At 69.6% G+C, this 19473-nt stretch carries 19 protein-coding genes; 7 read left to right on the forward strand and 12 right to left on the reverse strand.

Annotated features, from left to right (window positions below; genetic code table 11):
• Positions 1 to 8: 8 nt before the first annotated feature.
• The 6 genes from HF024_RS11760 to HF024_RS11785 are packed head-to-tail and all read right to left on the reverse strand — an operon-like array spanning position 9 to position 5208.
• On the reverse strand, positions 9 to 896 hold the full coding sequence (locus tag HF024_RS11760) for a prenyltransferase (protein ID WP_168689662.1): 888 nt from the start codon (positions 894 to 896) through the stop codon (positions 9 to 11).
• Positions 893 to 1213: a lycopene cyclase domain-containing protein gene (locus HF024_RS11765; RefSeq protein WP_085368035.1), complete on the reverse strand. Its 321-nt coding sequence runs from the start codon at positions 1211 to 1213 to the stop codon at positions 893 to 895. Before HF024_RS11765 ends, HF024_RS11760 begins: the two co-directional genes overlap by 4 nt.
• Positions 1210 to 1596, reverse strand: a complete 387-nt coding sequence (locus HF024_RS11770) for a lycopene cyclase domain-containing protein (RefSeq protein ID WP_168689663.1) — start codon at positions 1594 to 1596, stop codon at positions 1210 to 1212. Before HF024_RS11770 ends, HF024_RS11765 begins: the two co-directional genes overlap by 4 nt.
• A complete protein-coding gene (gene crtI, locus HF024_RS11775; RefSeq protein ID WP_168689664.1) occupies positions 1593 to 3209 on the reverse strand; it encodes a phytoene desaturase family protein in 1617 nt (538 codons plus the stop codon). The genes HF024_RS11770 and crtI overlap by 4 nt, the downstream gene beginning before the upstream one ends.
• Entirely contained in the window at positions 3206 to 4129 is a 924-nt protein-coding gene (locus tag HF024_RS11780) for a phytoene/squalene synthase family protein (protein ID WP_085368039.1), read from the reverse strand. Before HF024_RS11780 ends, crtI begins: the two co-directional genes overlap by 4 nt.
• A complete protein-coding gene (locus HF024_RS11785; protein WP_168689665.1) occupies positions 4126 to 5208 on the reverse strand; it encodes a polyprenyl synthetase family protein in 1083 nt (360 codons plus the stop codon). Before HF024_RS11785 ends, HF024_RS11780 begins: the two co-directional genes overlap by 4 nt.
• Before the next feature lie 73 nt (positions 5209 to 5281).
• Between HF024_RS11785 and HF024_RS11790 the strand changes: the two genes are divergently transcribed.
• Positions 5282 to 5878 (forward strand): MarR family transcriptional regulator, encoded by a 597-nt coding sequence (locus HF024_RS11790; RefSeq protein ID WP_247597091.1) that lies wholly within the window; start codon positions 5282 to 5284, stop codon positions 5876 to 5878.
• A 4-nt stretch (positions 5879 to 5882) separates the two neighbouring features.
• Here the strand turns inward: HF024_RS11790 and HF024_RS11795 are convergent, their stop codons facing one another.
• Complete coding sequence (locus HF024_RS11795) at positions 5883 to 7382, reverse strand: SDR family oxidoreductase (RefSeq protein WP_168689666.1); 1500 nt, start codon at positions 7380 to 7382, stop codon at positions 5883 to 5885.
• A 71-nt stretch (positions 7383 to 7453) separates the two neighbouring features.
• Between HF024_RS11795 and HF024_RS11800 the strand changes: the two genes are divergently transcribed.
• Complete coding sequence (locus tag HF024_RS11800; protein WP_085368045.1) at positions 7454 to 7795, forward strand: ATP-dependent DNA ligase; 342 nt, start codon at positions 7454 to 7456, stop codon at positions 7793 to 7795.
• Positions 7796 to 7878: 83 nt separating this feature from the next.
• On the opposite strand, the gene HF024_RS11805 is transcribed toward HF024_RS11800, so the two are convergent.
• Positions 7879 to 8790, reverse strand: a complete 912-nt coding sequence (locus HF024_RS11805; RefSeq protein WP_085368048.1) for a sigma-70 family RNA polymerase sigma factor — start codon at positions 8788 to 8790, stop codon at positions 7879 to 7881.
• 295 nt (positions 8791 to 9085) lie between these two features.
• Here HF024_RS11805 and HF024_RS11810 point away from each other — a divergent pair, with 295 nt between their 5' ends.
• Positions 9086 to 10516: an MFS transporter gene (locus HF024_RS11810; protein WP_168690880.1), complete on the forward strand. Its 1431-nt coding sequence runs from the start codon at positions 9086 to 9088 to the stop codon at positions 10514 to 10516.
• Here HF024_RS11810 and HF024_RS11815 read toward each other — a convergent pair.
• Genes HF024_RS11815 through HF024_RS11825 form a run of 3 tightly spaced genes read right to left on the reverse strand, consistent with a single transcriptional unit; the run spans position 10513 to position 13103 of the window.
• Complete coding sequence (locus tag HF024_RS11815) at positions 10513 to 11478, reverse strand: DNA topoisomerase IB (RefSeq protein ID WP_168689667.1); 966 nt, start codon at positions 11476 to 11478, stop codon at positions 10513 to 10515. The two genes, HF024_RS11810 and HF024_RS11815, sit on opposite strands and share 4 nt — an antisense overlap.
• Positions 11475 to 12449: a Ku protein gene (locus HF024_RS11820; protein ID WP_168689668.1), complete on the reverse strand. Its 975-nt coding sequence runs from the start codon at positions 12447 to 12449 to the stop codon at positions 11475 to 11477. The genes HF024_RS11815 and HF024_RS11820 overlap by 4 nt, the downstream gene beginning before the upstream one ends.
• A 54-nt stretch (positions 12450 to 12503) precedes the next feature.
• The gene (locus HF024_RS11825; protein WP_168689669.1) at positions 12504 to 13103 is read right to left on the reverse strand and encodes a DUF1349 domain-containing protein; all 600 of its coding nucleotides are present in this window, start codon (positions 13101 to 13103) and stop codon (positions 12504 to 12506) included.
• Between the two features lie 193 nt (positions 13104 to 13296).
• Between HF024_RS11825 and HF024_RS11830 the strand changes: the two genes are divergently transcribed.
• Together HF024_RS11830 and HF024_RS11835 are read left to right on the forward strand one after the other, a co-directional pair.
• Positions 13297 to 13491 (forward strand): hypothetical protein, encoded by a 195-nt coding sequence (locus tag HF024_RS11830; protein ID WP_168689670.1) that lies wholly within the window; start codon positions 13297 to 13299, stop codon positions 13489 to 13491.
• Positions 13492 to 13555: 64 nt separating this feature from the next.
• On the forward strand, positions 13556 to 16018 hold the full coding sequence (locus tag HF024_RS11835) for an ATP-dependent DNA ligase (protein WP_085368057.1): 2463 nt from the start codon (positions 13556 to 13558) through the stop codon (positions 16016 to 16018).
• On the opposite strand, the gene HF024_RS11840 is transcribed toward HF024_RS11835, so the two are convergent.
• Positions 16005 to 17522, reverse strand: coding sequence for a bifunctional phosphatase PAP2/diacylglycerol kinase family protein (locus HF024_RS11840; RefSeq protein ID WP_247597092.1), 1518 nt, complete (start codon positions 17520 to 17522; stop codon positions 16005 to 16007). The genes HF024_RS11835 and HF024_RS11840 overlap by 14 nt on opposite strands.
• Before the next feature lie 98 nt (positions 17523 to 17620).
• On the opposite strand from HF024_RS11840, the gene HF024_RS11845 reads away from it, so the two are divergent.
• Both HF024_RS11845 and HF024_RS11850 read left to right on the forward strand, forming a co-directional pair.
• Entirely contained in the window at positions 17621 to 18049 is a 429-nt protein-coding gene (locus tag HF024_RS11845; protein WP_085368060.1) for a hypothetical protein, read from the forward strand.
• A gap of 137 nt (positions 18050 to 18186) precedes the next feature.
• Positions 18187 to 19452 carry an MFS transporter gene (locus HF024_RS11850; RefSeq protein ID WP_168690881.1) on the forward strand — a complete coding sequence of 422 codons (1266 nt, stop codon included), beginning with the start codon at positions 18187 to 18189 and terminating at the stop codon, positions 19450 to 19452.
• Positions 19453 to 19473: the final 21 nt, after the last annotated feature.

Consider the following 19473-nt stretch of genomic DNA (forward strand, 5'->3'; position numbering starts at 1 on the left):
CGGGCGCGTCAGGCGGTCAGCGTCGCGTACAGGATGAGGAGCATCGTCACGACGAAGCCGCACGCGTAGTTGATCCAGAGGAAGCGGCGCCAGCCTCGGTTGGCCGACGCGGAGTCCTCGTCGCTCACCGACCAGAACGGCGCGGCGGCGACGATGTACGGGATGGCGAGGACGGCGGCGATCGGTCCCGGCCACGCGGTCAGCAGCATCGCGAGGCCCGCGAGCGCCCAGGCCGCGATGGCGAAGCGGGTGGTGCTGCGCGCACCCAGCACCGTGGCGATCGAGGAGATGCCGCCCTCCCGGTCGGGCACGACGTCCTGCACGGCGCCGAACGCGTGACTTCCGATCCCCCAGAGGAAGAATGCGAGCAGCACCGCGAGCAGCTGCGGGGTGAAGGCGGCGCCCGCCAGCACCAGCCCGTACACGGCCGGGCTGACGAAGTGGGTGCTCGAAGTGACCGAGTCGAGGAACGGGATCTCCTTGAAGCGGAGGCCCTTCACCGAGTACGCGATCACCGCGAACACGCTCACCGCGAGCACCAGCCACGACAGCGGGGAGCCGACCATGACCAGATACACGAGGAACGGGAGGTTGGTGACGGCGGCGGCGATCAGGATGCGCCTGTGCATCCCGCGGTCGAGCACGGCGCCCTCCGCGCCTCCCTTGCGGGGGTTCCGCAGGTCGGACTCGTAGTCGAAGACGTCGTTGATCCCGTACATCGCGAGGTTGTACGGGATGAGGAAGTACAGGGTGCCGAGCACGAAGGTGAGGTCGAGCTGCCGGGTGGTGAGGAGATAGGCGGCGGCGAACGGGAAGGCGGTGTTGATCCAGCTGAGCGGGCGGGAGGCGAGCACGAGCTGGCGGAACGGGGAGGACGTCTGGGCTGCCATCGTCATTCCGGTCTCCGCTTCCGGACGAGGAGCCAGAGGGCGGGAAGCAGCAGGAGACCGGCCAGCGGGTACGCGAAGTCCTCGATGGGCACGAGCCCGATGCGGGTGCCGCTGATCGTGGTCTCGCCGTACGTCATCAGGCCGGAGCCGATCATCACGTTGTCGAAGACGGCCGTGAGGACAGCCAGCAGCACACCGGCGATCAGGACGGGCAGCCACCAGCGGCGGACGATGGCTGCGCGGTCCCTGGCGGTGGCGAGCGCGACGGCCAGGACGACGAGTGCGAGTGCGAGGAAGGCGAGGCTGAGGAGGAGGTAGGTCATGCGCGCCCCCGATCGCGGAGGCGGTCACGGTCGCGGGCGAGGTTGCGGTCACGATCGCTGCCACGGTCGCCACGCCGGTCGAGCACAAGACGGGCGCCGGTAATCAGGACCATCGTGAGGTAACAGAGGAAAGTGAGGAAGAAGACCTCTTCGAGCGGGAGCTCCGGGGCGAGCACGATGCCGGTCATGTAGCCAGACTCTCCGCGGGCGAAGACGTGCAGGCCGATGCCGGCCAGGTCCCAGGCGAGGAAGAACAGCACCCCGGCCACCAGCACGAACGTGGCGCGGCGGGCATCCCGCCAGAAGAACAGACGGAAGCGGTGGTCGATCAGCACCATCGCCCCCAGCGACAGGAGGATGAACAGCAGATACAGGATGCTCACGCCACCGACTCCGAGCGGGTCTCCGCAGCGAGTGGCTCCGGCAGGGGTCCGGTGCTGGTGTCGCCGCGGAGACGCTTCAGCACCAGCTCGGCGCTGATCAGGCACATCGGCAGGCCGATGCCGGGGATCGTCGATCCTCCGGCATAGAGGAGGCCGTCGACCTTCGCCGAAGCGTTGCGTCCGCGGAAGAAGGCGCTCTGCCGCAGTGTGTGCGCCGGTCCCAGGGCTCCACCCCGCCAGGAGTTGAGATCGGTGGCGAAATCGTCCGGGCCGACCGTGCGGCGCACGATGACGCGGTCGGCGAGGTCCGGGATGCCCGCCCAGGCGGCGACCTGTGCGATGGCGGCGTCCGCCGTCCGCTCCACCAGGCGGTCGCCCGTGCCGTTGACGCCGCCCGAACCGATGGAGACGTCGGCGGGCACGGGGACGAGCACGAACAGGTTCTCGCTGCCGTCCGGGGCGACGGTCGGGTCCGTCTCGCTCGGCTTGCAGACGTAGAGCGACGCCGGATCCGGGATGGACGGCTCCGCGCCGTAGATGCGGTCGAAGTTGTCCGCCCAGTCCGTGGTGAAGAAGAGGTTGTGGTGCGTCAGCTCCGGGAGGGCTCCGCGGACGCCGAGCATCACCAGCACGGCGCCGGGGCCTGGGTCGCGGTGCTCCCAGTACGACTCCGGGTATGTGCGCAGCGCCTCGGGCAGCAGGGTGGTCTCCGTGAAGTGCAGGTCGGCGGCCGAGACGACGGTGTCTGCAGGGACGAAGTGCAGGCCGCCGGACGCATCCCGGTACTCCACTCCGGTGACCCTGGCGCGGGCGGCGCCCGGCTCCGTGCGGATCGCCGTCACGCGGGCGCCGGTCTGCAGGTGGGCGCCGTCGGCGCGGGCGATCGCCGCGATCCTGTCGATGATGGTGCCGAACCCGCCCTGCGGGTAGCGGACGCCGTCCTCCAGGTCGAGGTGGCTCATCAGGTGGTACATGCTCGGCGCCCTGTCGGGCGACGTGCCGAGGAACACCGCGGGGTAGCCGAGGATCTGGCGGAGCCGGGTGTCCTGAACCGTCCGCGCCGCCCGACGCTCCAGAGACTCCAGAAGCAGACGGCCGAGGCGGCCGAGCTTCGTCACCAGGTCGCGGGAGAACAGCGGGCGGAAGGAAGCGAACGTTCCGTAGAGGAACCGGTCGACGGCCATCCGGTACGTCTCGCGGGCGCTGGCCAGGTACCGGTCGAGGCGGGGGCCGGAGCCGGGCTCGACGGACTCGAAGAGCGCGCGGTTGGCCGGGTAGTCCGCCCGCACATCCAGGGGCGCAGCACCGGACTCCGAGAACACGCGGTATCCGGGATCCAGGGTGACGAGATCGAGCTGCTCGGCCGAACTGGTGCCGAGCAGCCGGAAGAAGTGGTCGAAGACCTCGGGCATCAGGAACCACGACGGCCCGGTGTCGAAGCGGAAACCGTCCGCTGACCAGGTTCCCGCCCGGCCGCCCAGCTGGTCGTGCTGTTCCAGGAGGGTGACCCGGTGGCCGTCCACGGCGAGCAGGGCGGCGGTCGCGAGACCGGCGATGCCTCCGCCGATCACGACGACCGACGCCGGGGCAGCGCTGGGGCGGTCGCCGGTCATCGCGACGACCCCGCGCCCCATCCGGCCGTCGCGCGCATCAGGATCGCAAGCTTCGTCCTGGTCGGGACGCTGACACGCGTCGACAGCAGCAGAGGGGCCGGCGTCGACCGGATGCGGTCGGTCAGCTCCGCGAACAGGCCGTGCGCCGCGGCGATGGCGCGGCGGCAGTTGTCCGGCAGCTCCGGGATGGCGTCCTGGGCGGCACCGAGGTCGCGCTCGATGTCCACCACGAGCTCCAGCTTCTGCCGCTCCGTGAGCCTGCCCGGGTCGATGCCGGGGAAATAGCTGCGGCCGAGCTCCGTCCAGTCGACGGCCAGATCGCGGAGGAAGTTGATCTTCTGGAAGGCCGCGCCGAGTCGGCGGGCGCCGCTCTCCAACCGCATCCGGCGGTCGGTGGCGACCTGCTCGTGGGAGAGGAACGCGCGCAGGCACATCAGCCCGACCACCTCGGCCGACCCGTAGATGTATGCGCTCAGCTCGTCCGAGCTGAAGTCCACCGGGCTGAGGTCGCGGCGCATCGACGCGAAGAACGGCGCGGTCAGCGACGGCTCGATCCCGACGGCCCTGGCCGTGCACGCGAACGAGTGCACCACGACGTTGGCGCTGTATCCGGTGCGCATCGCCCGCTCGGTGTCCGCCTCAAGCGCGTCGAGCAGCGCGCGCTGGTCGTCGACGGCGAGACCGGCCTCCGCCGCCGCGCCGTCGACGATCTCGTCGGCGATCCTCACCAGGGCGTAGATGTCCTCGACCTGGGGGCGCACCTCCGGGGAGAGCAGCTTGGTCGCCATCCCGAACGACGTGGAGTACTCGTGGATGATCGTGGCGGAGCTGGTGTGCGCTGCCCGCGTGTAGAGGGACAGATCGGTGGGGGCGGCCGGTCGGGCACCGCCGGCGGTGGTGAGCTCGGCCTCCCTGGTCACGCGATCCTCCCGACGCAGGAGCGGGCCACCGCCGAAAGCTCGTCGGTCAGCGACAAAGGGAGCCCGGGGACGGCGAGGGCCGCGACGGCGGCGTCCGCGTACTCGGCGACGAGCCCCTCCACGAAGGCGCGCGAACCGCACGCGTCGAGCAGGGCCGCGAGACGGCGACCGTCGTCGTGATCGAGGTCCGGCCGTCCGAAGTGCTGCTCGATGGTCGGCCAGGCCGAGGTCGCGCGCGCGTACGCGATGAGGGAGGTCTCCTTGCCCTCGCGCAGGTCGCTGACGATGCTCTTCCCGGTGGCATCCTCCTCGCCGAACACGCCGAGGAGGTCGTCGCCGAGCTGGAAGGCGATGCCGAGCAGCCTGCCGTACTCACCCAGCGCCGCCAGCACGTCGCCGCCCGCCCCCGCGAGCATGGCGCCGGCGGCGAGCGGCCCGGCGAACGAGTACGCGGCCGTCTTGCGCTCGGTCATGGCGAGCACATCCGGCAGTCGCGCCTCGTCCAGTCGCAGGCTGTACGACACGTCCGACAGCTCCCCCGCCGCCGTGACGAAGATGCTGTGGTCGAGCAGGTCGAGCAGCGCCGTGCGGGTCGGCGACGGCACATCCAGCCGGGCGATCAGCGAGGCCGCGGCGTGCAGCAGCAGGTCGCCGGCGAGGATGGCGGCGGTCTCGCCCCAGAGGGTGGCACGCTCCCCGTCGATGCCGCGGGCGGCGGCATCCCCGGCGAACTCGCCGGCCACGTTGGGGCGTCCTCGCCGCACCGTGTCTCCGTCGATCACGTCGTCGTGCAGCAGGAACGCGGTGTGCAGCAGCTCGAAGGCGACGGCCGTGTCCACGGCGTCGGCCGCGGTCGCGACGCCGGAGGCCTCGCCGCCGATGGCGTCGAAGGCGCTCAGCACGAAGCCGGGACGGATGCGCTTGCCTCCCTCGCTGGCGCTCCGCGCGCTGCTCCACAGACGCTGGTATTCGCTGCCGTACCGGGTCGCCTGCTCCGACCGCTCCGTGAAGAAAGCGGCGAGCCTGGCATCCACCTCCGGCAGACCGATGCGCGGTGCTCCCTGATGGATCTGGGTCATCCTACGCTCCTTTGTCTAGCCAAGTAAGTAAATAACTTAGCACGCTTCTTACTAGCGGGCATAGGATGTGCGCATGGGTTTCAATGAGGACGCACGCCGCGTCTCCGGGTCGATGCTCGACCCCCGCGTGATCGACCCTCGGCAGGAACTCGTCCGCCACGACGACCTCACCGAGGTCGACCTCGAGCGAGTGGTCGTGCTCCTCACCGCGCTCCGATCCTGGCGGGAGGCCGAGCAGAAGCTCAGCTTCGACTCGCGCAGCAAGATGAAGCTCAACGACACGGACATGAAGGCGCTCCGGTACATCATCGCGTCGGCCAACGCCGACGTCGCCGTCACGGCGGGCGCCCTCTCCGAGCACCTGCACATCTCGACGGCGTCGACGACCAAGATGCTCGACCGGCTGGAGCGTGCAGGCCACATCGAGCGGCGTCCGCACCCGACAGACCGCCGCGCGGTGACGGTCGCGATCACCGAGGAGACGCACCGCGAGGTGCGGCGGGTGATGGGGGCGCAGCACGCGCACCGCTTCGAGGTGGCCAAAGGACTGAACAGCGACGAGCGCGAGGTCGTGATCCGCTTCCTCACCGACCTCGCTGCGATCCCGCAGCTCCCGGAGGATCCGGAAGACGCCGAGGAACCGGAAGCGGCCGAGACCCCCGCACGCTGAACCATCAGCCGGCAGGCTCCCTCGCCGACGCCGACTCTGACGAAGGCTCCTCCGCGGCCTCGGCCACGATCCTGTTCGCCATCCCGTTGAAGATCACGCCGTGGAACGGCAGGATCGCGAACCAGTAGAGCCGCCCGTCCAGCCCCTTCGGGAAGAAGATCGCCCTCTGCCGATAGCGAGAGCCCTCCCCCGCCTCTTCCACCAGCATCTCCAGCCAGGCTTTCCCCGGCACCAGCATCTCGGCGCGCAGCCGCAGCTCCCTGCCCCTGTCGATCCGCTCGACCCTCCACCAGTCGAGCGCGTCCCCGGTCTGCAGCCGGTCGGCGTCGCGTCTGCCGCGGCGCAGCCCGACGCCGCCGACCAGCTTGTCCATCCAGCCGCGCAGCGCCCACGCCAGCGGGAACGAGTACCAGCCGCGTTCCCCGCCGATCCCTTCGACGACGCGCCACAGCCGGTCGGCGGATGCGCTGCTGCTGCGCTCCCGCACGTCGGTGTACACGGTGTGGCCCGCCCAGTCCGGGTCGCTCGGCAGCGGGTCGCTCGGCGCATTGCCGACCGTCGAGTTCCGCCAGCTCGTCTCGACGTCGCCGTCGCGCATCCGGGCGAGCGCCAGGCGCACGGCGGTGCGGTAGCCCGTGAGTCCGCCCTCCGGCGGCGGGATGACCTCGTCGATGTCGTGCTCACGCACCACGCAGTCGTACTGCAGCGACTCGATGATCGGCACGGCGAGGCTGCGCGGGATGGGCGTGACCAGGTTCACCCACTGCGACGCCAGCCACGGCGTGAACACCGGAAGCGACGCGATCGGACGCTGCCGGAGACCGGCCTCCAGCGCGAACCCGTTCATCATCTGCCCGTAGCGCAGGATGTCCGGCCCGCCGATGTCGTACGCCCTGTTGATCTCCGGCGGCAGGTCGGCCGCCGCGATCAGGTAGCGGAGCACATCCCGGATCGCGATGGGCTGGATGCGGTTGCGCACCCAGCGCGGCGCGGGCATGTACGGCAGCACCTCGGTGAGGTGCCTGATCATCTCGAATGACGCGGAGCCGGAGCCGATCACCACCCCCGCCTGCAGCACGACCGTCGGCACGCCGGAGTCGAGCAGGATGCGCCCGACGGCCACCCGGGAGCGGAGGTGCCTGGACAGCTCGCCCTCCGGGTGCAGCGCCCCGAGGTAGACGATGCGGCTGACGCCCGCGGTGGCGGCCTCCTCGGCGACGATGCGCGCGGCGTCGGCCTCCTCCTCGTCGAAGTCCCCCGACGCCCGCATCGAGTGGACGAGGTAGTAGACGACATCGGCGTCTTTCATGGCTGCTGCGACGGCATCCCGGTCGTGCAGGTCGCCCTCCGCCACCTCCACCTGCTGCAGCCAGGGCACGTCGGTGAGTTTCTGCGGCGAGCGCGCGAGCACGCGCACGGTGAATCCGTCGGCGAGCAGCCGGGGCACCAGCCGGCCGCCGATGTAGCCCGTCGCTCCGGTGACGAGTGCGCGTCTGCCTGTCATGCTGCGACCATACGCTCGTGTCCCGGCGCCGGATGCGCGCGGTGCGTTCGCCCGTCCTGTAACTTCGAGGCATGGGAAAGCTTGTCTACGCTGGAACGACGGAGATCGGTTTCGACGATCGGGTTCTTGCGCATCTGCAGATCGTCGTCGGCCTGAAGCTGCGACGCAAAGAGGGGTTCTTCTTCTCCTGGCGTGACGAGCAGGGCGTCGGAGACGGCCGCAGCGCCATCTGGATCGACCCGTCCGTTCCTCTGCTGTTCCGCTACAGCGGCGGCCGCCCTCCCAAGATCAACAAGGTGTGGCTGGAAGCGCTCACCCTGTCGTCCAACAGCGCCCAGGGTCTGCAGCTGACCGAGGAGATCGGCGCGCTCGGCGCCGACGAAGTCAACGCGGACACTCCTCCCGGCCGCTGAGTCCCGGAGCGAAGACGAACGAACCCCGCGCCAGGCGCGGGGTTCGTCCATGTCTGTCGTGCACTGGCCGGCCAACGGCCCGCTCAGCGCAGGTACTCGAGGAGTTCGGGGCAGCGGAGGCGCTTGAGGCTGCGGGTCTCCAGCTGGCGCACGCGCTCGCGGGTGATGCCGTAGACCTCGCCGACCTCATCCAGCGTCATCGGCTTCTGGCCGTCGAGCCCGAAGCGCATCCTGACCACCTTCGCGTCGCGCGGGGGCAGGTCTTTGAGGCGCTCTTCGAGGTCGCGGTGGCGGAAGCCGACCTCGACGGCCTCTGCGGGCGTCGGGAAGTCGTCGTCCTCGATCAGGTCGCCGAGTTCCGCTCCCTCGTTCTCGCCGACGGGCACCGCGAGCGACACCGTCTCCGAGTCGCTCATCTGCAGCTTGTGCACCTCGGCGGGCGTCAGGTTGGACGCTTCGGCCATCTCCTCCAGCGTGGGGGTGCGACCGAGCTCACCGCCCAGGTCGCGCCGGATGCGGTCGAGCTTGTCGATCTTCTCCACCGTGTGCACCGGGATGCGGATGAGCCGTGCGGTGTCCGCGATGCCGCGGAGGATCGACTGGCGGATCCACCAGGTGGCGTACGTCGAGAACTTGTTGCCGGTGCGGTAGTCGAACTTCTCCACCGCGCGCACCAGGCCGAGGTTGCCCTCCTGGATGAGGTCCATCACCGGCAGGCCGCGGCCCGCGTACCGCTTGGCGATGCTGACCACGAGGCGGAGGTTCGCCTCGATGAAACGCTCGAACGCGCGCTTGCCGTCGTCGGCGAGCCACTGCAGCTCGCGGCGCTCCACCGGGGTGAGGCCGGGACGCTTGGCGAGGCGCTCTCCGGCGAGCACGCCGATCTCGATGCGCTTGGCCAGCGACACCTCTTCTTCGGCGGTCAGGAGGCGCGTGCGCCCGATCGAGTTCAGGTAGTCGCGCACCGGATCGTTGGTCACTTCGAGGACTGTCATGTCTCGTCTTCCCATCACTCGTGTTCATTTTTTCGCTCTGCATCACTGCGGTGCGAGTCCCGCGGTCGGGCGGGGAATCTTCTGACAGGTAAGCAAATCGGCTTGACCCCCAACAAGGGGTTGACAAGGGTGGTAACCAGACGCTAGGCGTGTCGGAAAGCGCTTCCAATGCATCCATTTGTCAAGCCCCTGCTGGGATCGGGATGCACGTCGTATCGTGCGCGACGTGAGCGCGCATACATCGAATACCCAGGAACCGTCGCTGAAGACGATCGAAACGACCATCCCGGCGAGGATGGACAGACTTCCCTGGTCGAAGTTCCACTGGCTCGTGGTGATCGGTCTCGGCACCGTGTGGATCCTCGACGGGCTAGAGGTGACCATCGTCGGCGCGATCGGCTCCCGCCTGACCGAGCCGTCCAGCGGTCTCGGGCTGTCCACCGCCGACATCGGTCTCGCCGCCGCCATCTACGTCGCCGGCGCCTGCGTCGGCTCGCTCGTGTTCGGCTATCTGACCGACCGCTTCGGCAGGAAGAAGCTGTTCATCGTCACGCTCGGCCTCTACCTGCTCGCGACGGTGCTCACCGCGTTCTCCTTCGCGCCGTGGATGTTCTTCCTGTTCCGCTTCTTCACCGGCGCGGGCATCGGCGGCGAGTACGCGGCCATCAACTCGGCGATCGACGAGCTCATCCCCGCCCGGCGCCGCGGCCTGGTGGATCTCGCGATCAACGGCTCGTACTGGCTCGGCACGGCGTTCGGCGCCGTGCTCACCGTCTTCCTGCTGAACACCGACATCTTCGCCGCTGACATCGGCTGGCGCATCGCGTTCGGCCTGGGCGCCGTGCTCGGCCTGGTGATCCTCCTGGTCCGCCGCAACGTGCCGGAGTCGCCGCGCTGGATGTTCATCCACGGTCGCGACGAGGCGGCGGAGAAGCTGGTCGGCGAGATCGAGCACGATGTGGAGGAGGACACGGGGAAGCACCTCGACGCCGTGCCCGCCGACAAGGCCATCCGGATCAAGCAGCGCAGGTCCACCGGGTTCGGCGAGATCGTGCGCGTTGCGATCACCCGCTACCCGAAGCGGTTCGTGCTCGGGCTCTCGCTGTTCATCGGTCAGGCGTTCCTCTACAACGCCGTGTTCTTCACATACTCGCTCGTGCTGACGAAGCTGCTCGGGGTGCCGGACGACGTCGCCCCGTGGGCGCTCGTTCCCATCGCGATCGGCAACTTCCTCGGCCCCGCCCTCCTCGGGCACCTCTTCGACTCGGTGGGCCGCCGCTTCATGATCACCCTCTCCTACGTCGGAAGCGGCGTGCTGCTGGTGGGCACCGCCCTGATGTTCGACGCGGGCATCCTCGACGCGTTCTGGCTGACGGCGTGCTGGATGGTGGTGTTCTTCTTCGCCTCCGCCGGCGCGAGCAGCGCATACCTGACCGTCAGCGAGGTCTTCCCGATGGAGACCAGGGCGATGGCGATCGCGTTCTTCTACGCGGTCGGCACCGGCCTCGGCGGCATCATCGGCCCGATCCTGTTCGGGCACCTGATCGAGGACGGCATGCACGCGGTGGCCATCGGGTACTACATCGGCGCTGGGCTGATGATCGCGGCGGGGCTGGTCGAGCTGTTCCTCGGCGTGGATGCGGAGGGCAAGTCGCTGGAGGACATCGCTGCTCCGCTGTCGTCGGAGGCGTCGGAGGGCGCGACGGAGGACGCTCCGAAGCGCTAGGCGAGCAGTTCCAGCAGTGCGGGCTCCGGTGCGCGGCCGTTGGACAGGTCGATCACCTCACCCTGCCGGTAGCGGTCGAAGATGCGCGGGTCGATGTAGCTGTTGCGCGCGATCGCCGGGGTGTTGCCGAGCGCGTCCGCTGCCGCAGCGACCGCCGCGGTGATGCGCTTCGTCCGCTCCCGCTCCGTGCCGCCCGTTCCGAGACCGGCGAGCGTCGCCGCCGCCGTGATCGTGCCGTGCAGGGTGCGGAAGTCCTTCGCGGTGAACTCGCCGCGCGTCTGCCGCCGGATGTACTCGTTGAGCGACGCGGGACGGATCGTGTGCCAGGTGCCGTCCTTCCAGGACAGCAGCCGCGAGCGCTGGCCGCGCGCCGCGACGATCTCGGAGAGCAGAGCCGCCACATCCGGATCGGTGATCGTGCTCGTCCACTTCTGCGCGCTCTTGGCCGGGAACGTCAGCGTCACGTCGTCCCCGTCGATGGCGACGTGGCGGCAGAGCAGCGTGGTGAGTCCCCTGCTGCCGTTGGCGTGCAGATACTCCTCGCTGCCGATCCTGAGCGAGCCGAGGTCGATGATCCTGAGCGCCGCCGCCAGGATCCGGTCCCTGCCGAAGCCCTCCTGCCGCAGGTCCATCGTGACGCGGCGGCGCGCGGCGGGCAGCGTCTCGGCCAGCTGGGCCGCCCGCTCGAACTTGACCCTGTCCTGATGCAGGCGCCAGGACTCGTGGTAGAGGTACTGCTTCCGCCCGGCCTGGTCGTAGCCGACGGCCTGGATGTGCCCCCGCGCGTCCGGCGAGATCCACACGTCCTGCCAGGCGGGCGGGACCACCAGCGACCGGATGCGCTCCAGCTCGCGCTCGTCCACGATCGTGTTGCCGGCCTCGTCCTGGTACGTCGGCGCCTTCTTCGTGCTGATCCTGCGGTAGCCGGGCCCGGACGGGTCGCTGCGGCGGAGGCGCGTCACGCGGGCTTCTTGGCGGCGGTCTTCGCCGTCTTGCCCGCGGTCGCCGAGCCGGAGGACTTCGCTGCGGACTTCGCGGTGGCCGATTTCGCGGACTTCGCGCCGGACTTCGCTGCGGCGGACTTCTTCGCCGTCGACGTCTTCGCCGCGGACTTCTCCCCGCCGGAGCCCTTCCCACTGCCCGAACCTCTGCTGCGCTCGACGCTGCGCTGCAGCGCCTCCATGAGGTCGATCACCTCACCGCCGCCCGAGCTCTTCTCCTCCTGCTCGCCGAACGTCTCCGCCGTGTCGATCGTGTCGCCCTGTTCGAGCTTCGCCTCGATCAGCTTCCGCAGCTCATCCTGATATTCGTCGCTGAACTTCTCCGGCTCAAAGTCGCCGGCGAAGCTCTCCATCAGCGCGGCGGACAGGTCGAGCTCCCGCTGGGTGATGCGCGGGCTGTCCTCCAGCGACGGGAAGCTCGCCTCGCGCACCTCGTCGTTCCACAGGAGGGTCTGCAGCACGAGCACATCCCCGCGCACCCGCAGCGCACCGAGCCTGGTCTTCTGCCGCAGCGCGAAGTTGACGATGGCGGTGCGCTCCGAGTCTTCGAGGGTGCGCCGCAGCAGCGCGTACGCCTTCAGCGACTTGGAGTCCGGTTCCAGGTAGTAGCTGCGGTCGAACATCAGCGGGTCGAGCTGATCGTTCGGCACGAACTCGACCACGTCGATCTCCCTGCTGCGCTCAGCGGGCAGCGACGCCAGGTCGTCGGGGGTGAGCACGACGGTGCGCTCCCCGTCGTCGTACGCTTTCGCGATGTGCTCGTACGGGATCGTCTTGCCGTCGATCTCGCACACCCGCTTGTACCGGATGCGCCCGCCGTCTGCGTCGTGCACCTGGTGCAGCGCGACATCGTGATCCTCGGTCGCGCTGTATACCTTCACCGGCACGTTGACCAGCCCGAAAGTGATCGCACCCGTCCATATGGCCCTCATGCCCCCATCGTGACCGTGGACGGCGCGATTTTCAACCAGTGATCGAGGTTTGGCCTACGAACCGTCTCTGAGGTCGCCCGGCACCGTGTTCGCGTACCGGATGGCGTCGAACCGCGCGACGCAGGTGTCGCCGAGCGGAGCCTGCGCCATGAACCCGACGTTCACGTCGCCGTCCCAGTCCAGCCGGAAGACGCGGACGAAATCCCAGGTGACCCCGTCGGCCGACGAGTGGAACGCCCATCCGGCGCCGGTCTTGACCACCCGCAGGAAGACGTGGTCGGCGGTGACGACGGTGGAGTTGCAGTCGTCGGAGAACCCGTTGGTGACGACGGAGACGACCATCGCCTCCCCCTGCGGCGAATACTCGAAGCAGAGTTTCGCCCAGTGATCCTTGTCGCCCCAGATGGCGAGCACACCCGCATCGAACGTGCTGCGCGGGTGCTGCACGCTCACCCGGGCCGACAGCGTGAAGTCCTCCGTCGGCACGAACCCGAGCGACGTCGCGGCGTGCTGCTGCGGCCCGCCGAGCGCACTGTTCGTCCAGTCGGTGCCCGCGGCGGCGGTCAGCGTCAGCTGGCCGGGACCCGCCTGCTCGGCGGTGCCGGTGCCGTTGCTCCAGGTGAGAGGGGGAAGTGATTCGACGACGAAAGACATGTGTTCCAGGCTATGGCACGCCAGGGAGGGACTAGAGAAATGGTGAACCTTCAGCGCTGGCCGGGGCCCCGTAGACAACTTCAGTATTCTTTGGCATTTGTCGTGCTGTCGTTTCAGACCCTTCCTATGCTGGCGGCATGATCAGCAAGGGCTTTCACGAAAACGTGGGAGCACGTGCTCCTCGGGCGCATCCGTGACGAAAAGCAGCACATACCGGAGCCTCGGAGTGGGCTTCCTGATCGCGGCGGGCGGTGCCACGGCCCTGAGTCAGGTGGCCCAGTCTCTGGCCGCCGTGCTCTGGCTGGCCGCCGGGACGATGCTGGGGCTGGCGACCTGGATGCTCGTCAGAGCGGCCGGTGTCCAGGATCCGGACCGCAGAGACCCGTAGTTCGCACCCCCGGCCGGCGACGCACCAGGTGACGCGCCTCGCGTCCCGGCGTACGATCTGGCGCATGGCCGCCACTGACACCGAGTCCGTCGAGATCGATGGGCATCGGCTGAAGCTGACCAATCTGGACAAGGTGCTGTACCCGGAGACCGGTACCACCAAGGCCGATGTGATCGGGTATTACAACGCCATCGCCGAGGTCATGCTGCCGCACATCCGGGATCGGGTGGTCACCCGCAAGCGGTGGGTGCACGGGGTGGGGACGCCGGATGAACCCGGCGAGGTGTTCTTCCAGAAGAACCTGGATGCGTCGTCGACGCCGTCGTGGGTCAAACGGAGGACGATCACGCACAAGAGCCACTCCAACGACTATCCGCTGGTCAACGACAGAGCGACGCTGATCTGGCTGGCGCAGATCGCATCGCTGGAGATCCACGTGCCGCAGTGGCGGGTGTCCAGGAACGGCACGCCGAAGAATCCGGACAGGCTGGTGCTCGACCTGGATCCCGGCGAGGGGGTCACGCTCGCCGACTGTGCCGAGATCGCCGTGCTCGCCCGCGGCATCCTCACCGACATGGGGCTCGACCCGATGCCGGTGACCAGCGGGTCCAAAGGCATCCACCTGTATGCGGCGCTCGACGGCAGCCAGACCAGCGAGCAGGTCTCCGCCGTCGCCCACGAACTCGCCCGGGTGCTCGAAGCCGACCATCCCGACCTCGTCGTGAGCGACATGAAGAAGGCGCTGCGGGTCGGCAAGGTGCTCGTGGACTGGAGCCAGAACAACGCGGCCAAGACCACGATCGCGCCGTATTCGCTGCGCGGGCGGTTCCGCCCGACCGTCGCGGCGCCCCGCACCTGGCGGGAGCTCGCGCGGAAGGACCTCGCCCAGCTCGACTTCACGGAGGCGCTCGCCCGCGTGAAGCGGAGGGGCGACCCGCTCGCCGATCTGTCCGCCGGGCACCTCGACGAGGAGGTGCACGGCGCGGCGGAGGACAGGCTGACGACCTACCGCAGCAAGCGCGACGCCGCCAAGACGCCGGAACCTGTTCCGGAGAAGCTGCAGCACTCGACCAGCGGGCGCACGTTCGTGATCCAGGAGCACCACGCCCGTCGCCTGCACTGGGACTTCCGCCTGGAGCACGACGGCGTGCTGGTCAGCTGGGCGCTTCCCAAGGGCCCGCCGACCGATCCCGGACAGAACCATCTCGCCGTGCACGTGGAGGACCACCCGCTCGAATACGGTGCGTTCGAGGGCGATATCCCGCACGGCGAGTACGGCGCAGGGCATGTGACGATCTGGGATGCGGGCGACTACGACCTCGAGAAGTGGCGCGACGACGAGGTGATCGTGACCCTGCACGGCACGAAGGGCGGCGGGCTCGGCGGCGACAGGAAGTTCGCACTCATCCACACCGGCGGGGCGGGCAAGGCGGAGCAGAACTGGCTCATCCACCTGATGAAAGACGATGCGGCGAAAGGCCAGGGCACCAAGCCCGCGAAGGCCGCCAAGGCCGACGCGCCCACCCGCACCACACCTAACCGCACCACACCCGCCAGGCTCTCCGCCAAGCCCATCTCCCCCATGCTCGCCACTCTCGGCTCCGAGAAGGACGTGCACGACGAGTCCGAGTGGGCGTTCGAGATGAAGTGGGACGGCATCCGCGCCATCGCGGAGGTGCGCGGCGATGCGCTCCGGCTGAGCACCCGCAACGGCAACGACGTCACCGTCGCATATCCGGAGCTGCGCACGCTCACCGAGGTCGCCGACGGGCACGAGCTGGTGCTCGACGGCGAGATCGTCGCCCTCGACAAGACCGGCCGCCCCGACTTCGGCCTGCTGCAGACCAGGATGGGCCTCACCAGGCCGTCCGACGTGGATGCGGCTGTCAGCAGGGCGCCCGTGCATTACATGGTCTTCGACCTCCTCGAACTCGACGGCGAGAACTGCCGCGGCAAGACCTACGACGAGCGTCGCGCTGCCCTCGAAGACGTCCTCCGCCCGCCGAAGGGCGACCCCGTGCAGGTGCCGCCCGCGTTCGACGGCGACCTCCGGCACGCCGTGGATGCGAGCAGGGAGCTCGACCTCGAAGGCGTCATGGCCAAGCAGCGCGACGCAACATACGCCACCGGCCGCCGCTCCCGCACCTGGATCAAGATCAAGCACCACCGCACGGAGGAGGTCGTGATCGCCGGGTGGAAGCCGGGCAACGGCCGGAGGGCGAACACCGTCGGGTCGCTGCTGCTCGGCATCCCGGACGGCGACGGGTTGCGCTACGTCGGCAAGGTCGGCACCGGGTTCACCGACGCGATGCTGGACGACCTCGCGAAACGCCTGGCAGCGCATCCACGGAAGACCAGCCCGCTCACCGATGTGCCGTCCGCCGACGCCCGGGATGCGCACTGGGTGCGGCCCGAACTCGTCGGCGAGGTGGAGTTCGCCGAGTGGACGCCGACGGCCAGGCTGCGTCAGCCGTCGTGGCGCGGGCTGCGGCCGGACAAGTCCGTCGAAGACATCAACGTGGAGTGACCGGCGAGTAGACGCGGAGGCCGCCGGGCACGAGGGTGACGTTCAGGCGCTTCGCGCCGTCGTCGTCCGTGCCGCCTGGCGTCTCCGTCGACGCCTCGCCGTCGTGCGCATATCCGGGGTCGTCGTCGCGGGAGCGGATGGTCAGGCCGGTGCTGGTGAACGCGTCCAGGACCGGCGGGCCCTGCAGGAACGGCAGGCGCGCGACCAGTGCGTCCACCCGGCCGCCGAGGGCCAGCGCGACCGTCCCGCGCGTGCGCGGCTTACCGCCGGCGAACAGTACGCGCACGTCGAGCACGCCGTCGTCGAGGCGCCTGCGCTCGATCGGGGCGGCGGTGACCGGGTAGTAGCGGCCGACGCCGACGAAGACGGACCAGATCGTGCGGCGTCCGCCCTCGATCTCCACGCGCAGCGGACTGGTGCGGCGGACGACCCGGATGGCGGCGACCAGCGCAGCCAGCGGCTTGCCGATGCGCTTCTCGTACTTCTCCCTCTCCTCCACGAACGACGGGTAGATGCCGACGGACAGCGTGTTGAGCACGACGACGGGGTCGCCGGTAGCGAAGCGGAGCTCGGCGATGTCGACCGCCCTGCCGGTTCCGGTCTGCAGGGCGTCGATGGCCGTGTCGACACTGTCGAGCATCGCGGCCTTCGCGAAGTGGTTGAACGTGCCGCCGGGGAACACGAGCAGCGGGAGGTCGTGCTTCCGGGCGATCGTCGCCAGTGCGCCGACGGAACCGTCCCCACCGTAGATGCCGATGACGCGCGGCGGGTTCGGGGACGCGAGAGCCGCATCCACCAGCTCGGCGAAATCGTCGCCGTCGGACAGCTCGTGCACCGTCGCCTTCGGGAGGCGCTCGGCGAGCAGCGGCCGGGGGTCCGGGCGGCCGAGCCCGCGGCCGGAGCCGGGGTTGACCAGGATGAACGCTCCGTCCCCGTCGGCGAGCGCTGGAAGGTCGATGGTCGTGGCCGTCGGCGGTTCCGCGTTGAGCAGCGCGGAGGGCTTCGGCGCAGGGACGACCGCCTTGAGCGCGAGGGCGACGCCCGCGCCGATCGCCGCGCCGCCGACCACGTCGGAGAACCAGTGCGCCCCGGTGTGCAGCCGCGAGTATGCGACGCCGGCGGCCACCGGGGCGAGGGCCGCACCGGCCACCGGGGATTCGAGGGCAGCGCCGGTGGCGAAGGCGACCGCGCTGGCGGTGTGCCCGGACGGGAACGACGGCGACGTCGGCGTGCGCTGCAGCCGCCTGCTGATCGGGATGGACGTGAGCGCCGGCCGCTCCCCGCCGACCAGCCGTTTGCCGATCAGGTTGGCGACCAGGCTGGCGATGCCGAGCGACGCCAGGCCGCGCACAGCGGCACGCGGGCGGCCGAGCAGTGCGAGGACCGCAGCGGCCACGAACCAGAGCTTGCCGTGGTTCGCCGCCGAGGAGACGCGACGCCAGAAGGTGTCGACCCCCCTGCCGGTCTTCCGCGCGTTCACCCGCTGCGCCACTCGTTCGTCCACGCGTCGCACTCGCACTCGCCACATGTCCCCCACCATAGCCTCGCCGCGAACCGTGCCGTTTTTCTGGCTGGGGGTCCCTCGGCGCTAGGATCGTGGACGTGAGCACACACGTTGAAGAACCACGCACCGCAGACCTCGACGACGAGCACGGCAGCCTCGTCCGCAGCCTGAGCGCTGTGCTGCCCGGCCCGGTCGGCAAGCTCATCGCGACGCTGGTCGCACTGGTGTCGGCGGTCTTCTTCGTGATCAGCCTGGTCTTCACCTGGAGCGGCGACCCTGACGCGTTCCTCCCGCTCTTCCAGGTGTTCGTGGCCGGCACGGTCGTCTCGCTCAACGCGCTGTTCGCGTACAGGACCTTCAGCTACGTCATCACCCTCATCGGCGCTGTGCTCTGGCTCTGGGTGTCCGTCACCCCGTTCGAGCCGTTCTGGCAGACCCTCCTGCAGGGTGTGACCGTGATGATCATGGCCGCCGGCGTCGTCTTCTCCACCGCTGCCGTTGCGCTGAGCAAGAAGCCGCGGTTCTGAGCGGCGAGCCTTCAGGCCCCCGCACCGGCCGCTCCGAAGCGGACCACCCAGCTCCCCGCACGTCCGGACCCGGACGGCCGACCGAGCTTGACGGCACGACGCTCGCGCGCCGCCGTCACTTCGTCGACCTCTCGCCGCTGAAAGAGTCCCCCGCCTTCGCCCGGCTCTGGGTGGGCGGCTCGATCGCCGGCATCGGCGGCCAGATGACCATCGTCGCCGTCGGCCTGCACATCTACGACCTCACCCAGTCGACGCTCGCCGTCTCGCTGGTCGCGCTGTTCGCCCTGCTGCCGATGGTCGTGTTCGGACTCTACGGCGGCGTGCTCGCCGACGCGTTCGACCGCCGCCTCGTCGCACTGGTCACCGCCATCGTCGCCTGGGTGTCGACGGCCGGCATCGCCGCGTTCGCCTGGCTGGACATCCAGGTGGTGTGGCCGCTGTACGTCCTCACCACCATCAACGCCGTCGCCACGGTGGTCATCGGCGGCACCAGGCAGGCCATCACTCCGCGCCTCCTCCCCGCCAGGCTGCTCCCCGCGGCGAGCGCCCTCGGCGGCATCGGCTTCGGCGTGCAGGTCACGATCGGCCCGGCCCTCGCCGGGCTCCTCGTCGCGAGCGTCGGCATCAGCTGGACGTACACGGTCGACGTGGTTCTCTTCACGGCGGCGTTCCTCGGCATCTTCACCCTGCCGAAGATCGTCCCGGAGGGCGAGCAGCAGCGCGCGGGCATCGCGGGCGTGCTCGACGGCCTGCGCTTCCTGAAGACGGCGCCGAACCTGTCGATGACGTTCGTGCTCGACCTGATCGCGATGACCTTCGGCCAGCCGCGCGCCCTCTTCCCCGCCGTCGGCGCCCTGCTGATCGGCGGTGGCCCTGTCACGGTCGGCATCCTGACCGCGGCGGGCGCCGTCGGCACCCTCCTCTCGAGCGTGTTCTCCGGACGGCTCGGACATGTGCGCTGGCAGGGCAGGGCCGTCGCGCGCGCGATCATCGTCTACGGAGCGTGCATCCTGGGCTTCGGGATCGTGCTGGCGGTGATCGCGTTCGCCGGGCTCGGCGGCAGCGACCAGAACTTCGCCGACGCGAACCTCCCGGCGCTGATCCTCGCCGCCCTGTTGCTCGCCGGGTCGGGCGCGGCCGACAACATCAGCTCGATCTTCCGCATGACCATCCTGCAGGCCTCGGCACCGGATGCGATGCGCGGCAGACTGCAGGGCGTGTTCACGGTGGTCGTCACCGGCGGCCCGCGCCTCGGCGACCTGTACATCGGACTGCTCGCCCTCACCGGCGCGCTGTGGTTCCCGCCCCTCCTCGGCGGGCTGGTGATCATGGTGCTTGTGGCGACGGTGGTGCGGGTGCAGGGCGCGTTCCGGCGGTATGACGCGCTGGCGCCGACGCCGTAGGGGTGCGCTGCGCACTCTGCT

The organism is Leifsonia sp. PS1209 (genome assembly GCF_012317045.1).
Taxonomy (GTDB): Bacteria; Actinomycetota; Actinomycetes; order Actinomycetales; family Microbacteriaceae; genus Leifsonia.